The sequence below is a fragment of the Pseudomonas floridensis genome (assembly GCF_002087235.1).
In the GTDB taxonomy this organism is placed as follows: Bacteria; Pseudomonadota; Gammaproteobacteria; order Pseudomonadales; family Pseudomonadaceae; genus Aquipseudomonas; species Aquipseudomonas floridensis.
The window spans coordinates 67,408-81,843 of record NZ_MUIO01000075.1 but is presented as its reverse complement, the minus strand read 5'-3'; the positions used below and the strand labels follow the sequence as shown (position 1 = coordinate 81,843).

Here is a 14,436-nt window from a genome sequence, read left to right as displayed (position 1 = left end):
GATCGCCGTCGTCGGTGATGGCGACAATTCGTTGAGCAGCCGTTGGGTCAAGTTCGGCTCGCGTGCCTCCATGAACCACGCCGCCGGTGTTGGAGGTGGCGGACATGCCATCACTGATGGCCGGGCTGGCAATGAGGACTGACAGCCGCAAATCAGCAGTAGCCAGCCGGTCGCGCAAACGAGCCTGAGCGGTTTGTGCATCGGTCAATTCCTTATGAAAGTGGGTATCGCTGTTCTGCAGGCGAAGCTCCAGCGCGCGCAGTCGAGCCTGTTCGGCAGTCTGCCAGTCGATGACGGCCCTGGACGCCAGCTCTCGTTCGCGCAGACCACTCATGGCCTGCTCAGACAATTGCCGCTCGTAGCGTGTGGCCTGCCATTCCCAGGCAAGCCACGCACCAAGGCCTGAGCCGACCACGACCGCCACCATCACGAAACGCAGATCCAGCACATTCATGCCAGCACCTCCAGAGCCCGTTGATAGAGCGCCTGTCGATCGGACAGACCATTGGTGCCACCGTTGATGCGCCGGGTGATCATCAGGAAGTCTCCCTTGTCAGCCAGCACGTTCAGGTTGGCGCGATCCCAGAACCAGGCCGCCGACATCGCGGCATGGTCGGGCCTTTCAAGCAGCTCGGGCTGGCGCAACAGATCCAGCCCCAACGCCTCCCCGCACGCCTCATAGTTGGCGCGTCCCGTCACCTGAATCAGCCCGCGACCGCGGTAAAGCTGGCCGTCGCCGTCTGCGTCGGGCGTGTTGCCCAGACGCAACGCCAACTGCCCGGTGTCGTACCTGGCCAGGTAACTGTCGTTACCCAGTTCACGCACGTACCGGAGCTGACCGGACTCATGCCCGACCTGCGCGATGAACGCCGCCACGCGCAGCCGTGTATCGATGCGGTAATGGTTCATGGCGATGTTCAGCGCAGAAACGAAAACGCCGGCTTTAAGGCCGGCGTTGGGGAGAATGCTCAGTAATTGTTGCTGATCAATAGGCATTGATCCTCCTGGAGAGTTTATGGAACCTGCCAAACCCGCACAGCCCGCCCCTCTTGTGGTTCAAGAGCAACGTGCAGTGCGGATAAAAAGACGCCCCGTCATTGCGGGGCGTCATTACTTGGGAAGCTCATCTGGACTCACGCCGACTACCGGAGGTGGCGCTTGCGTCAGCGGCACGTAAACGAACGGCGTTGCAGGCGCAACCGGCCACACGAAAGTCTCCGGAAAGCCAGGCACCGCATCGAGCTGGGCAAGCTGCACTCTGTAGCGCCAGTACGCCTCACGCTCGGCTTGCAGCGCAGACAGGGATTTCAGCTGTGCATCAATGGTCTTGAGCACCGTATCAAGCGCGTACTCCAGCTCATCGATTTTCGCAGTGGCCGCGGCCGCGTAACGGTCACGTTGAACTCTCCCGTCCACAGTGACAACCGGCGCAGTCGGTTCGAGCGGCTCAAGGACCGGGCCGAACCCGCCGAAGACTGCACGTTCGTACAACTGTCGGGCCTGAGGCCGCGGGTCGTTGAACGCAACGGTTATAGCTTCTTCACCACGCGTGTCTTTGGTTTGCTCAAAAACCACCAACAGTACGATAGCGTTATGGCCTTGATCGGCCCAGCGAGGACTGCGAATACTGGACATGATCCACGGCAGCTCATCCTCGCCAACACCTGTTGGCGGGGTGGGCACTTCAGGCGGCTTGACGTACACGAACGGCGAAGCAGGCGCAACGGGCCATACGAAAGACATCGGGAAGCCCGGAATATCTTCGAGTCGGGCGAGTTGTGCCCGGTACAGCAAATAGGCCTCAAGCTCGGCTTGCAGCGCAGGCAAGGAGTCGATCTGAGCCTGAGTGGCCGAACCCAACGCTACAGCGTCCCGCAAGATGGACAGCTCATTATTCAACACGTCGATTTTCCGAGTAGCGTCGGCAGAGTACCCGCCACGCTGAATCATGACGGCACTCAAGACCATCTGCTCGGTTGGCTCAAGGACCTCACCAAACTCACCGGCGACTGCGCGATTGAAAAGCGCAACGATTTCCGGATCTGGATCGGTGGCCGAGGCGGAGATAGCGTCCTCACGGGGCATATATCCGTTTAGCTCAACGAGCACCGAAAGGATCATGGATGTATGAGCCAGATCGGCCCAGCGAGGATGGCGACCGCTTATGACTGTGTACATAGGAATACCTATAATTTTCTAGTGAAGGAATGTGTGGTTCATACAAAATTACGCTTCCAAGCTTTAGTTTTTCCCCCTTGCCTTATTGAGCCTAAGTAATGCCTATACAATTTTTGATAGGATTTTTAATTGAGATTTTAATTTCATCCTGCTCGCAGCAGCCTGCAATCAGTTTTCTCCACCGAACAAAAACGCCGACTTAAATTTAATACCGAGCAATAGCTGAGGCAGCTATTACGCCAGGGCGAAAATTTAATAAACCCCTTGCAGGCTTCGTAAAAATAAATCGTGCAAAAAAAGGACTACTTCACGAACGTATCTGATGGCGCGGGGGGCCAGTCAATATGGAACGGATAGTCGGGACTTTGCTCAATCCGATTCACCTCTATGCTGTATCGCTTCCACTCAAGTAATCTGAATTTCTCAGGACCGGTGATATCTCCAAACTCTTCGGCATACTGCAAAGGAGCAATATGCTTGGCTGCGACTTGAAGACATTGGTCACGGACGATCAGCGCGGCAGAGGTGAAGGCAAGTCGCCTTGCATCCTCATCAACCACCCAGTTTCCCTCTTGCCAGATGTAATATTTTCCAGGCCACTGCTTAGCAGTAAGCGTCTCAGGTGGGGTACCCAACTTGGCCCACAGCTCTTCAGAGCCATCCTCAGTTCGAAACATGAGGCCGCGACAGTCCGCCAGTTGTTGCGGCTCATCATCAACCAATGCCCAGGAAAATCCTTTTTCAGGCTCGGCCAACAGGGTTGGCAAACTGACAGAGTTGCTGGGTGCCTGCTCACCGAGACCAGGGACAATCGGCAATTCGACTGGACCAATCAAAGCGTTAAAATCGTCTATCAAATAAATTGGCATATCGTCCTCAGATCAGTTTAATGCGCCCGGGGTAGGCAATATTGCGGCTACGGAAGCGAATCCAGTTATTCATTGCCTGTTCGTTCCTTACGGCGGTTCCAGTAACAGCGTTGTCTGTTGTCGCGGGGGGGTAAGCAGAACCACCAGCAGGAATTAATGCGCCTGATGGGAGGACACCGCCAACGCCGGAGGAAGCGAGCCGCCCATCGGCTTGAGCGTGAGCATTGCCCAGCACGAAAGTGCCGCTCTCAAGATCAGATCCTGTCCACTCTTGCGCAACCGTCCTAAGCCAGGTGCCGTCCTGCCAAGAGCCTGCAACGCGTGAGGCATCTACTCCGCGAGATTCATCAAGCACTCTCAAGAACTCCCCGCGTCCTTCGGGTCCACGAAAAGTCAAAGCACCGTCACCTGCGGTCCACCCACCTTCTTTGCCAGTGCGGCCGGCCTCCGTATAGAGCATCCCGGACTTCTGAGCGTGATCCCAGAGCCAAGGCCAGTCGGCACGGTTAAGCAGCGCTCCATTTAGCGCTCCATACCCGCCCGGACTGAACAAGGTTGTCGTTTCAAAAAAAGGGCGTCCCAATGGAGTACTGTCATAACGGCCTACAGGCCACCAGTTACCGACTCCGTCACTGCGCAGGTGCCACCAATCGCCTGCCCCCATCAAAACCAGAAAGGTGTAACCGGCGGCATTCAAGTGAGTATGAAACTTGATCCTGTCTTCGGCTGCTGCATTGATGACTAGCCGGTTGCCACTGTTGTCTACCCTGCGAACAATTACGTCCCTGGTGCCAAGCACCGAATTTGAAGAAGGCAACGTGAAAGCGCGACTTCCGCCTGAGGCATCAAGCAGAAGTAACTCCATCTGGTCTTTCGTAAAAGCTATGTTCTCGTTGAACGAAAGCACCTTGGCGACCGGCTGTGTCCCGCGGCTGATTTGGGCAATCGCTTTTGCGAGCTGATCCGCCCGGCCTTCATCCGGCTGCTCGCCACCAGCGGCCATGGCATTTAGAATCTCCTGCGTCACCGAGTTGCCCCACTGCGCGGGAATCAGCGAACCGGGTGTACCGGTTGCCGGGTTTTCATCGATAAATTTGCCGCTCACCAGGCCTACGCCTGGCACACTCTTGGGATAGTCCACGTGTTGTTCCTCAGTTGAAATTAACGAATTCGACGCCATGCGCCGGTGCTGCTCGACGGATCAGGCATTCGATGGCGGTGCCGGGGTTGACCCCGAACCGCTCTCCCCAGTAACTGGCGCCAAAGCGCCGACCCAGCCGCTGACGTCCGCCGGTGTTCAGGGTCCACATGAATTGCGCGTTCCAGGTGCCGAAGTGCGCCTGCCCGAAACGAGAACGCCCCATACGGGGCGCTCGAAGTTCAGTGACAGAGGCGTCGGGATAGCCCTGGCTTACGGCAATGCCGATGTAGAACGCTGCGTTCTGCCCTCCTACAGCCACCAGCCGCTGGCGTACCGACAGACGCCGGTCTTCGAACAGCGGTTTGAGCCCGAGGCACGGATCGGGCAGGTTCATGACCCGCTCCCAGTCCGGGACCAGCTCGCTGACGGTGGCCGGGTCCATCTCGTTGAGCAGATCGAAGGCGCGTCCGTCGATGCGAGCGAACTCGTGGGACAGACCGGCGATCAGTTGCTGAACCTCGGGCACACGCTCCGGATCCCATGCAGGACCGGATGGCAGCAGCGCCTGCAGTTGTTCGGCGTAGTGCTGGGCGGTTCTTATGACGACCATGAAATCCCCCCAAAGGTGAGCAACTGATTGGCCGCTGCCGTGACGTTGGCCGTCGGTGAAACCAGTACATGGTCGGTTTCCCCGGTTGCCCGACTGATGGCCTCGGCGATGTGCGTCAGCAACAGGGTTTCGCCCAGACCGGCTTCACGATTGTGCAGATCGGCCAGTTGCGCCTGCACCGCCGCGCGCACTGCCGAGGTGTCCGGCGTCAGGCTGATGGTGTACGTCACAGGCTTCTGAACCGGCGCCAGCACGTACAGCTCGGCCGTGACCGGGCGTAGCGGCTCGAGGTAGGCCGCCACTTCAGCCAATTGCTCGGCGTCCGGTGTCGGCCTCGAATCATCGTCGCGCATGAAAAACACCGCCACGGTGCCCGGCCCCATGTACCGCCGCACACACCAGGCCCGCGTCACGCCCGGCACATCCAGCGCCCAAGTAACGTAATCGTCCTGATTGCCGCCATGGGGAATGACGCGATACGAACGCACCACGCGAGCCCGTAGCGACTCGGTGCTTTCCCGGGCGATGCCGCCGACCAGCCCGTCTCCGATGACGGTAAAGCTGCCGTCGATGCCTTCAACCGGCTGAACGGCGGTCATGACCTGTCCGGCGTCGGCATTGCCCAGCGCGCCTGCGTCTACCGCTTCGACCGTGGTCGTGTTGGTGCCCGCCACGGTGGTGACGCCCTGAGTGACGCGATAAAAGCGCCCGTCGCTGAACTGCAGAACGGTGTCGACATCCAGCACCGCACCGGCAGCCGCCACGAAACGCACCTTGCCAGTGGCAGGCTGCGCGGGTTTGCGCGGCTGCCGCAGACGCAGAATGGCCTGGCGCTCGAGGGTTTCCTCATCGGCCGTATCCGGCAGAATCTGATCCGCGATCCAGTCCTGATAGCCGTACAGCCCGTAGGCCGCGCCGCTGTGTGCGCGCGACAGCACCCGAGCATCGGACTGGCGAAGCGCATCGCTGGCAAGGTCGACCTGAGTGCGGTTGACCAGCGCCGGTAACGTTGGTGTTTCAAACGGCATAGATCACCTGCCACTGTTCTGAAGGGTGGAAGCGCACGACCTGGCCGTCCGGGACGACCAGCTCGACGCCCAGGTTCAGGCGGTTGCTCTGGACCTGTTCGGTAAGAATGTTGATGCGCTTGACGTGACCGTCGTCGATCAGCCAGCTCAACGCTTCATGGGCATAAAACTGAGCGTCGCGTTCGGTCTGCGCGGTAAGCCTGACCCTGCGCAGCAGCCACAGTCTCGAGCCGATCCGGTCATTGGCCACGCTCGGGTAGGTGTCACCCCACCAGCCGAAACGCTCGGCATCGTCGAACTGATCGTCGGCCTCGGCGCGGCGCCAGGTGAACAGGCTGATGATCACCGAGCGCAGCAAGGCGGACTGCAAGGTGCCTTCAATAATCATCAGCCACCTCCAACGGGCGGCCCGCTCTGGTCTGGACCGGAGCGCACGCTGCCGTGCAAGTGCGTGATCTGGCTGATGCCGCCAGCGATCTGGTCGCCTTGGGAAACGATCTTCCCTGTCTGGGTGATCTGCGGCGTCTCGAAATTCACCGCCGTCGCGGCCTTGATGTTCAAGGTGTTGGTCTGGATCTCGATGACCTTGCCGCGCTTGAAGTGCACCTTGTCGCCTTCATCGGTGTAGATCGCGACTTCGCCCGACTCCAGTCCCTGAAGGCGATACCGGCGGTCCGCCACCACCAGCAGCAGACCGTGGGAGCGATCACCGCCGATGAAGGCGGCGATACCCTCAGCCCCCGCCAGCGGGTTGCTGGTAAAGCCATAGGGTTCGAAATGCTCCATGTCCCCCCTGACTTCTCCTGCGGTCAGACGCATTTGCAGCGCCTGCATTTTGCTGCTGGCTCTTGCAAGCACGACCGTGCCGCGCACCAGCATGCGATTGAATAGACTCATGCGAGCGTTCCTTCGTAATTGGGTTGCGCGTAGCTGTAGGCGTCCTGGTTGACCGGCACCTTGCTGCGCTTTTCAGGATCACCGGGCTCTGCTTCAAAACCCTCGATCGGCCCGACGACCAGCGTGGCGGTCGTACCCTCGCTGGAGAGCGAATAGGTAATGGCCGAAATCAGCATTTCCTGATTGAGGTCCAGGATCGGGTCGACGACATGGACCAGGGTGTTATGGCGCCACAACGCACCGTTGGACTGCCGCCAGCCTTGCACCTTGTACGTGGTCAGCCGGGTCTTGCCCTGGCGATGGCCGCGCTCCCATTTGGCCCGACTCAACGCCAGTTCCGGGGTGATCGGCGACTGCTCATGAATGACCAGCACGCGCGAAGGCGTGATGCTACCGTCAGTGACCGAAGCGGAGACCTCCGACGCGGCTTTGCCGAACGTCTTGTCATTGCCCGCCTGTTGGCCAATGACCTGGTACTCGGAGAAGAGTCCCGAATAATCCAGCGGCGCAACGGCCGACAGCACGTTGCCACCCAACGCCAGCGTGTCCACCGCATGGCCCGCACTTGCGGGCCTGGCGAGCACGACATTGCCGTATTCGTCATCCGTGGAAAATATCCGGAACACGGTCAGCAGCCGGTCAATGGACTTGAACACCGTCTCGCCGGGCTCGATGGTGTGCTTCGATTTTCGCGAAGTTTCCGGTATCTCGCTGAGCACCTTTACCTTGTAGGGCGCGGCCAGCTCTCTGACGATGGTCAGCATCGATACGTCGTTCCACTCGCCAGGCTTGTTGATCGCCGAACAGTCCACCAGATCGGCGGTCAGGGAGCGTCCGGATATCTTCAAAGTGATCTGCTTCTCGTCATAGCTGACGGGCGTGGCAAATACCCGGCCTGTCAGGATCAACTCGCCGCCGATACGGACCTCACATGCGGCACCTGCGCGCACGGGTCTGACCATGTCCGTCCCAGGCCATTGCCAGGTCAGGCTGACGTCGAAACTGCGTGTCTGACGCTCGATGCCCGCCGAGATTTCCACGGTTTTCCAACCGCCATAGTCATGCTTGCCAACCGTCAAGGTGACAACGTTAGGGTCGATCATGGGTTACTCCTGAGCGATCTTGAGCGTACCGGGCGGCACGAAGCCTGGGTGCGCGATACGGTTGCGCTGAACCACTTCGTGCGAGCGGCTTGCGTCCCCGAAGCGACGATAGGCCAGCACTAGCGCTGGCAACGGTTCGGCCACTTTCATGTCCAGCAGACGAACACCGGAAGCGGCCACCGCATTGAGATGACCGATCAGTGCATGTCGCAGCGTATTGAGCGCCAGGTAATGCTCCGGATCGGCCTTCAGCGCGGCTTCCCAAATGGCCGAACTGAGCGTGTCGCGCAGTTCGATCACGTCGTCGGCCACCGGCACATCGGCACGTTGCAGCGGTTGAACGCGTTGCTGATCCAGGGACGGCACGACAAGAATCGGTTTCGTATTGACCGCCACCGGCATGCTGGCCACGACCCTCGCCACCTTGACCAACAGCGCATCCTGTACCAGATCCGCAGTAGCCTGAGCCGTCACGCCGGTATCCAGACCACCTCCCTGATTGATCTGATTGATGCTGGAAACAGCCTGCGCCTGTTGCGTGGCGTCGGAGATGATCGAGCGATACGGTACGATTTCGACTCCCGAAGCACTGCGCACGCCCGAGACGCTCGATGCAACGCTGCCTGCCCTGCCAACGCTGGAGCCACCATCGCTACCGCCCGCGCCGCCACTGCCGCCCGATCCGCTCCCCGCACTGCCGCCGCCAGAACTGCCTGAACCGGATCCTGCACTGCTTCCAGCGGAAACGGCGCTGCCGCTTTCTCTTCTGACCCGGCGGCTGTCCCCGTCAAAACTGGCGAAGAACGTGGAAAACGTCGAGCTCAACGTATAAGGCGCATTGACCAGCGAGTGCACCAGTGCGGTGGCATCCGAATAGATCGCCATGAACGAGGAGAACTGCCGCTGAATCGTGGCAAACACCCCGGACAACGTACTGCGCAACGCTTTGATATTGATGCGTACGGCATCCACCGTCGCCATGACCGCCCGATAGCGCCTGAGCGCAGAATCCAGCAGTCCATCGGACGCCTGCATCAACTGACGGCGAGTATTGAGCGTGGACGTCGGAAACTTCAGCGGCAGATCCGGGTAGAAAATCAGGTCCAGACGCACCATCCCGCCTTCGGTCAGGTTATGCGTCAGGGTGCAGTTGCCGACCTGCACCTGCATACGACCCAGCCAGGGATGCACCAACTCGCCGGCTCCCTCCTGCTCCAGCGCCTGAAGCAGTCTGTCCCGCTGTTCGAAACAATCGCTGCCAACGATGAAAGCGGTCAGCGTATGGATCTGCGACTGTTTGCCCAGCGATTCGAAGTACGGCTCGTCACGCTGCGGAAACTCATGCAACTGCCCCTTGCGTCCTGTCGGAACAGTCGCTTTCTCGATGAAAAAACCGATGCCCCGGAAAGACGCGGGCAACAGGCTGTCACGCCATGTACTCATGATGCGGCTCCTGTGCCGAGGGTTCGATAGCCCACACTTGGCGACACCGTCAAGCCGGGCTGGTTGGTCTGCATCTGTTCCGTGCGCATGCCCGGCGGTGCGTTTTCAAAGCGAATGTTGAGCTCGCCTTCAAGCCGCGAGCCAGCACCTGCACCCTGCTGCAGCAACAGGCTGCCGGGTGCAGGCAGGTTCGGCGCACCCAGCAGTTGGCTGGTTCCCGGTATGCCCATCGCCTGGTTGATTTGCTGCTGTTTCAGCTGGCTGGCCTGTACGGCACCCTCAGCCAGGAACGCTCCAGTACCGCCACCTGGACCTGCGTTCTCAGCACGCCGTTCGTCAGCGAACTCGTTGAGTTTTTGAGTGGCGCGCTGCAACAGGGATTTATCTTCAGAGCCGCCACCGAACCAGCTCAGGATCGGATCGATAAACGGTTTGATGTCAGTGAACAGTCCCGAAAAGAAGGTTTTGATCGGTTCCCACTGTTCACTGACGATTCCCAGAGGCGACCAGTCGAACAGCGCTTGAAGGTAACCGACCACAGGCGAAGCCAGCGCTTTGATGACGTCCCAAAGCGCGCCGAAAAACGCAGACAGCGGTTGCCAGTTCGCGATGATCAGCCCGATCGGCGTCCAGCCGAACACCTTCTGGAGCGCGCCCCACAACGCCATGACGGGTTCGCGAATGCTGGCCCACACAGCCTGGAAATACGGGGCGACGGTCGACCAGTTGGCAATCAGAAGACCTGCGGCCAGCGCCAGTGCCCGCACAACCATACCGACCGGTGACAGCCCTATGACCGCGCTCAATACTTTGCTGGCATTCGTCGCCGCCAGTACCGCCACTTGCAGCACGCCAAAGGCGATGGCAGCGCCCACCACGCCCTTGATGACGCCAGGATGCTCGGCGGCCAACGCTGCGACCTGAGAAATCATCGGACCGATCACGGCCATCGCTTCGTTCATCGCCGGCAGAAACATACTGCCGATGTTGATGCTCAGGCGATCGACCCGATTGTCCATCTCCTTCAATGCGACCGCGGTGGTCTCGGAGTTGGCCTTGAATTCTTGCTCGATAGTGCCTGCCGATTGCACGCCCTCCCCGACTTTCGCCAGGTTGGTCCGCAATACGTCCAGGTTCTCCAGCAGTGGTGTAACCGCGCCCAGCGACTCCTCGCCAAACAGTTGCGTGATGACCGCAGACTGTTTGCCCGGATCGACCGTCGAAATGGCGGTCAGCACCTTCTCGATGGTGGCGGACGGGTTTTGCTGCATGCCTTGGGTCAGTTGGTCGATGTCCAGCTGCAAGGCCTGAAAAGCCCCTGCTTTGGCTGCGCCGCCCTCGGTGAGCGACTGCATGAAATTTTTCATGCCCTTGGCGGCCACATCGGTCGGCACATCTACGCCGGCCAGCGTGGCCCCCATCGCGGCAATCTCACCCGATGCCCGACCCGCCACAGGCCCGAGCGGGCCCATCGCAGTGACCATCGTTGCAATCTGCTTTTCCAGATTATTGCCGCCGAGCACATTGATCTTCTCGGACAGCGCCGCAACCTGCGGCTGAGTCATCTCGAACGAAGAGCGCCATTTGCCCATCATTTCGCCCGACTGAGCCGCCGTCTGATCGAACGCGATGCCCATTTTCACGGCATCGGAGGCAAACCCGGTCAGCTCTTCACGCGGCACGCTGGCCTTGGCCCCTTCACTGACAATCGCGGCAATGCCGCTGGCGCTCTCCGGAAGCCGCTCACTCAAGTCAAGAATGTCGCGGCTCATCGCCTGGAATTGCTGCGGATTCTCAAACGTCACGGACCGTTTCACACCGGCCATGCTTGTCTCGAAACCCACTGCGGCCTTGACCGCATCGATAAATGGCTGCGCGAGGACGCTTTCCTTGACCATATTCTCGAGCGGGATCGACCCAAGGCCGGAGCCTTCGAGCCCGGCCTGGAATCCTTTGACGTTCTTGCTGACAGCAGCCAGCGTTGGAGACAGTTGATCGACGCCGGTGATCAGCGTCTTGATAGTGTCTGCCATCACTCCCCCTGCAGGATCTGGTTGATGCGTTGCGCCTGCAAGATCGATTCGGTGATGACGTCCAGTTCCCTGGACATCATCAGTTCGGGGTCGGTCTTCCAGAAGTACGCGAGGTCGTAAACGACGGCTATCAGGCCTTCAAGGTCGCTGATGCCGCTGCCATGAAAAAACTCGCGACCTTCCAGCTCAACGTGTTGATGTCACACAGGTCCATCTGGTTGACCGACGATGGCGGGATACCGGCGCAGACCGCGATGTACTTCGCCGCCACGTCAAGATCGAGGGAAACGTCCTCGTTCTTGTCGATGCGGTATGGCAACGCCTTGATGGCGCGTGCTTCCTGCGCGGTGGGACGGCGAAACGTCAGTTGCGAGAGGGTCTCGCCATGAGCTTCGATAGGGCTCGCCAGTTCGATGACTTCACTCATTGCCAGGTCCCCTGATTGCCTTCGAATTTCAGGTCGATGGTGCCATCGTCAGCCTTGCTGCTCGGTTCTTCGACCATATAAGCGCCGGACAGCACGTAGGTTTTGCCGTTGTTGAATTCGCAGGTGATGGTCATATCCATACCGGTGGTCAACAGCTTGAGCGGAAAATCCGGGGTATGTACGGCCTTGAATTTCAACCAGGGGGCTTTGTCCACTTCCTTGAAGTAGCCGGGCACCACGGTATCGCGCTTCACGTTCATCAATGGGGCTTCGCCGCCGCCGTTAATGGTCAATTGGGTGCCATCCACTTTGATGTAGCAGGTACCCGCAATTTTCTGAGCCATGTGTTTTATCTCCAGAATGAAAAAACCCGCACGCGGCGGGTTTGAAAGTGATGTGGTTGGAAAGGCTTACGCCGCGTCGTCGTACTGCAGGCGGAACTGGTTGAGCAGCGCGAACACGCGCAGGCCATTGATGTAATCCGGCGGGAACATCACGTTCACGCGGCTTGGATCGTCGCCGTCACGCTCGACAATCAGGTACTGGGCGAACACTTCAGCGTTCTCCACATGCCCTTCTTCTTCCAGACGGCCGTACTGAGCGATCAGCTCGCCGCGGATGGTGCTCGGCGTGATGATCGGCTGGCCGGCACCGAAACGCGTGCCATCGGCGGCCAGCTTGTGGCGACCGTACTTGCTGGTGATCACACCCTGCAGGCGACGAATGATGAACGCCGACTGGTGCATGGTTTCGCTGTCCAGGTACGAGTTGTCCGCCTGCCCGTAGGCGTTCTTCTGATAGGTGGTGATCGAGCGCTGAATGCGCACGTAACCGCCTTCGTAGTACGAGGTAGCAATGCCGTAACGCAACAGCGACTCTCGCTCGGTCAGAGTGAAACGCTGGCTGGCCGGTGCAGGATCCAGACCGGGCATGCTGCCGCTCTGGGTCGGACGGCTAGCATCGGCGGAAATGAACACCGCGGTGCGTGCAGCCAGTCCGGCCGCGTAAAGCCATACTGGCTGCGGCGCGGCCAGCTCGACACCCTGGAGGGTAATGTGTTGATCATTGCGCAGCTGACCTGCGGCGACCAGCGTACCCACAGTACCGCGCTTGGCGCTGTAGACATGGCCGTACAACTGACGGGCCCAGCTCCAGCGACCGGTGCTGTCGTCCATCGCCGATTTCCACGCATCCAGCGTGGCGGTGTCGGTCCATGGCAGGCACAGGAATTCGAAAGGCTCATCGCCCAGTGCCGCCAGCGCCTGAACCTGATCCGGCGTACCGACGCCGCCGGTCATGGCGGTGACTTCTGCGGTCAGACCCGCCGGAATCGCTTCGCCGTTGGTCTTGCCCAGACGATTGAATTCCAGGCGAATGTCGTTGCCGCTGAGACCGCTCCATTTGCAGGACAGGGTCAGCACACCGGCCTCGACCACCGACCTGACCGGCAGGTCCGGCGTGGCATTGATCTTCACCGACAGCGCGTTGGCAGCCTGAGCCGCCGTTGCGCCACTGACGACTGTGGCCTGCCCCCGCACGCCGCCGACGTACAGGTTGAGCAGACCGGATTCGGTCGCCGCACCCGCCACGGTGATGGTCGCGCCAGCCTTGGCACCTTCGGTGCTGAGCAATGGCAGGCACCAGACTTCGCCGGTCGGATCAGCCTTGCGCCAGGTTTCGTACATGGCGGCGAGCATAGAGCCCTGACCACCGAGGTTTTTGGCCAGTGCCACGCTCGGCACCAGCACCAGCGTGCCGATCTCCGGGCCGGTGACATCGTCATTGACCTGAGCGACGATCAGGCGACGCATGCCGGCCGACGCACTGTTGGCGGCCGAGTTGTCCATCTCCGCATAGAACAGCGGCACGCGGACATCGGATGGAATGTTGTTAAAGCTGATAGCCATTGTTTGGCTTCCTCTTGATTAAGCCATTACGGCGGATTGAGTGGGGGATTGCTCGGTTTGCAGGGTGATATCGCCGTCGTTGTGACGGCGTTGCCACCAGGCGTTGAACGTCACTTCCCGACCTTCGGCAGGCAACAGGTCGCCTGCTTGCGGATCGGGTACGGCACGGCCTTCGGCCGGTTTGACGGTGATGCGTTGGGTCATGGTTTTACGTCTCCTGAGAACTTCACTTCAATGCGTCCATCCGGACCTGGGTGTTTGAGGTTGGGATCTGCCGGATCGATGCTGTCCATCTCGAACGTGGCGCCGGTAAAGCCCGGCAACCCGTCCAGGTAAGCTTCGTGCCAGGTTTCGGCAGGTTGCGTTTCAAGGTTGCGGCCCAACTGGAATTGCGCGGCAAAACCGAAGCGATAGGTCACGCGGTCGCCGCTGATCTGCGCCAGCGCGCCGCCCTGATACTGCATCGGGTCGTAATCGCGCTCCGGGCTCCAGCCCACCAGTGCACGCCACAACTCGGCGCGAATGGCGTGCAACCGCTCACTGGCCTGCTGCCCGCGCTTGTCGCCGCCATCGAGCACCACCACGACGTCCAGCCGGTCGGTGATGTTCTGGCGAATGACGTTCTGCAGTTCGTTGGCCGTGGCCTGATCGCCCATGGCAATCACATAGGCCGAGGGGTGTTCGAGCTGATCGCCGAGGGCGACGGCAGCCCAGTCGATACCGGCACTGATTCGCCCGGCAAAGGTCGGGCAGGTCGCCTGCAAATGGGCAACGATCGGGGTTATCTTCATGAGTCAATC

At 60.0% G+C, this 14,436-nt stretch carries 17 protein-coding genes; all 17 read right to left on the bottom strand.

The window, feature by feature from the left end; genetic code table 11:
- Positions 1-454, bottom strand: a 454-nt coding sequence (locus BZK31_RS18830; RefSeq protein ID WP_083184446.1) for a lysis system spanin subunit, incomplete at its 3' end; no start/stop codon positions are given.
- Entirely contained in the window at positions 451-996 is a 546-nt protein-coding gene (locus BZK31_RS18825) for a glycoside hydrolase family 19 protein (protein ID WP_083184445.1), read from the bottom strand. The genes BZK31_RS18825 and BZK31_RS18830, both read right to left, overlap by 4 nt.
- Before the next feature lie 114 nt (positions 997-1,110).
- Positions 1,111-2,178, bottom strand: coding sequence for a phage tail protein (locus tag BZK31_RS18820; protein WP_083184444.1), 1,068 nt, complete (start codon positions 2,176-2,178; stop codon positions 1,111-1,113).
- 302 nt (positions 2,179-2,480) lie between these two features.
- Complete coding sequence (locus tag BZK31_RS18815) at positions 2,481-3,047, bottom strand: tail fiber assembly protein (RefSeq protein WP_083184443.1); 567 nt, start codon at positions 3,045-3,047, stop codon at positions 2,481-2,483.
- 7 nt (positions 3,048-3,054) lie between these two features.
- Positions 3,055-4,188 (bottom strand): hypothetical protein, encoded by a 1,134-nt coding sequence (locus tag BZK31_RS18810; protein WP_083184442.1) that lies wholly within the window; start codon positions 4,186-4,188, stop codon positions 3,055-3,057.
- Positions 4,189-4,198: 10 nt separating this feature from the next.
- Entirely contained in the window at positions 4,199-4,798 is a 600-nt protein-coding gene (locus BZK31_RS18805; protein ID WP_083184441.1) for a YmfQ family protein, read from the bottom strand.
- Complete coding sequence (locus BZK31_RS18800; protein ID WP_083184440.1) at positions 4,786-5,826, bottom strand: baseplate J/gp47 family protein; 1,041 nt, start codon at positions 5,824-5,826, stop codon at positions 4,786-4,788. Before BZK31_RS18800 ends, BZK31_RS18805 begins: the two co-directional genes overlap by 13 nt.
- Positions 5,816-6,214 carry a phage GP46 family protein gene (locus BZK31_RS18795; RefSeq protein WP_083184439.1) on the bottom strand — a complete coding sequence of 133 codons (399 nt, stop codon included), beginning with the start codon at positions 6,212-6,214 and terminating at the stop codon, positions 5,816-5,818. The genes BZK31_RS18800 and BZK31_RS18795 overlap by 11 nt, the downstream gene beginning before the upstream one ends.
- Positions 6,214-6,723, bottom strand: coding sequence for a phage baseplate assembly protein V (locus tag BZK31_RS18790; RefSeq protein WP_083184438.1), 510 nt, complete (start codon positions 6,721-6,723; stop codon positions 6,214-6,216). Before BZK31_RS18790 ends, BZK31_RS18795 begins: the two co-directional genes overlap by 1 nt.
- A complete protein-coding gene (locus tag BZK31_RS18785) occupies positions 6,720-7,826 on the bottom strand; it encodes a phage baseplate assembly protein (RefSeq protein ID WP_083184437.1) in 1,107 nt (368 codons plus the stop codon). The genes BZK31_RS18790 and BZK31_RS18785 overlap by 4 nt, the downstream gene beginning before the upstream one ends.
- Before the next feature lie 3 nt (positions 7,827-7,829).
- Positions 7,830-9,269, bottom strand: a complete 1,440-nt coding sequence (locus BZK31_RS18780) for a DNA circularization protein (protein WP_083184436.1) — start codon at positions 9,267-9,269, stop codon at positions 7,830-7,832.
- Positions 9,266-11,302 carry a phage tail tape measure protein gene (locus BZK31_RS18775; RefSeq protein ID WP_083184435.1) on the bottom strand — a complete coding sequence of 679 codons (2,037 nt, stop codon included), beginning with the start codon at positions 11,300-11,302 and terminating at the stop codon, positions 9,266-9,268. The genes BZK31_RS18780 and BZK31_RS18775 overlap by 4 nt, the downstream gene beginning before the upstream one ends.
- 130 nt (positions 11,303-11,432) lie before the next feature.
- Positions 11,433-11,729 carry a phage tail assembly protein gene (locus BZK31_RS18770; protein ID WP_083184434.1) on the bottom strand — a complete coding sequence of 99 codons (297 nt, stop codon included), beginning with the start codon at positions 11,727-11,729 and terminating at the stop codon, positions 11,433-11,435.
- Positions 11,726-12,073, bottom strand: a complete 348-nt coding sequence (locus tag BZK31_RS18765; protein WP_083184433.1) for a phage tail tube protein — start codon at positions 12,071-12,073, stop codon at positions 11,726-11,728. The genes BZK31_RS18770 and BZK31_RS18765 overlap by 4 nt, the downstream gene beginning before the upstream one ends.
- Before the next feature lie 66 nt (positions 12,074-12,139).
- Positions 12,140-13,636: a phage tail sheath subtilisin-like domain-containing protein gene (locus tag BZK31_RS18760; protein WP_083184432.1), complete on the bottom strand. Its 1,497-nt coding sequence runs from the start codon at positions 13,634-13,636 to the stop codon at positions 12,140-12,142.
- 18 nt (positions 13,637-13,654) lie between these two features.
- A complete protein-coding gene (locus tag BZK31_RS18755) occupies positions 13,655-13,840 on the bottom strand; it encodes a DUF2635 domain-containing protein (RefSeq protein ID WP_083184431.1) in 186 nt (61 codons plus the stop codon).
- On the bottom strand, positions 13,837-14,427 hold the full coding sequence (locus BZK31_RS18750) for a phage tail terminator protein (RefSeq protein ID WP_083184430.1): 591 nt from the start codon (positions 14,425-14,427) through the stop codon (positions 13,837-13,839). Before BZK31_RS18750 ends, BZK31_RS18755 begins: the two co-directional genes overlap by 4 nt.
- Between the last annotated feature and the right edge of the window lie 9 nt (positions 14,428-14,436).

Coding starts and splice junctions, on each gene's coding strand:
- BZK31_RS18825 (WP_083184445.1), bottom strand. CDS start 996: ATGCCTATTGATCAGCAACAATTACTGAGCATTCTCCCCAACGCCGGC.
- BZK31_RS18820 (WP_083184444.1), bottom strand. CDS start 2,178: ATGTACACAGTCATAAGCGGTCGCCATCCTCGCTGGGCCGATCTGGCT.
- BZK31_RS18815 (WP_083184443.1), bottom strand. CDS start 3,047: ATGCCAATTTATTTGATAGACGATTTTAACGCTTTGATTGGTCCAGTC.
- BZK31_RS18805 (WP_083184441.1), bottom strand. CDS start 4,798: ATGGTCGTCATAAGAACCGCCCAGCACTACGCCGAACAACTGCAGGCG.
- BZK31_RS18800 (WP_083184440.1), bottom strand. CDS start 5,826: ATGCCGTTTGAAACACCAACGTTACCGGCGCTGGTCAACCGCACTCAG.
- BZK31_RS18795 (WP_083184439.1), bottom strand. CDS start 6,214: ATGATTATTGAAGGCACCTTGCAGTCCGCCTTGCTGCGCTCGGTGATC.
- BZK31_RS18790 (WP_083184438.1), bottom strand. CDS start 6,723: ATGAGTCTATTCAATCGCATGCTGGTGCGCGGCACGGTCGTGCTTGCA.
- BZK31_RS18785 (WP_083184437.1), bottom strand. CDS start 7,826: ATGATCGACCCTAACGTTGTCACCTTGACGGTTGGCAAGCATGACTAT.
- BZK31_RS18780 (WP_083184436.1), bottom strand. CDS start 9,269: ATGAGTACATGGCGTGACAGCCTGTTGCCCGCGTCTTTCCGGGGCATC.
- BZK31_RS18775 (WP_083184435.1), bottom strand. CDS start 11,302: ATGGCAGACACTATCAAGACGCTGATCACCGGCGTCGATCAACTGTCT.
- BZK31_RS18770 (WP_083184434.1), bottom strand. CDS start 11,729: ATGAGTGAAGTCATCGAACTGGCGAGCCCTATCGAAGCTCATGGCGAG.
- BZK31_RS18765 (WP_083184433.1), bottom strand. CDS start 12,073: ATGGCTCAGAAAATTGCGGGTACCTGCTACATCAAAGTGGATGGCACC.
- BZK31_RS18760 (WP_083184432.1), bottom strand. CDS start 13,636: ATGGCTATCAGCTTTAACAACATTCCATCCGATGTCCGCGTGCCGCTG.
- BZK31_RS18755 (WP_083184431.1), bottom strand. CDS start 13,840: ATGACCCAACGCATCACCGTCAAACCGGCCGAAGGCCGTGCCGTACCC.
- BZK31_RS18750 (WP_083184430.1), bottom strand. CDS start 14,427: ATGAAGATAACCCCGATCGTTGCCCATTTGCAGGCGACCTGCCCGACC.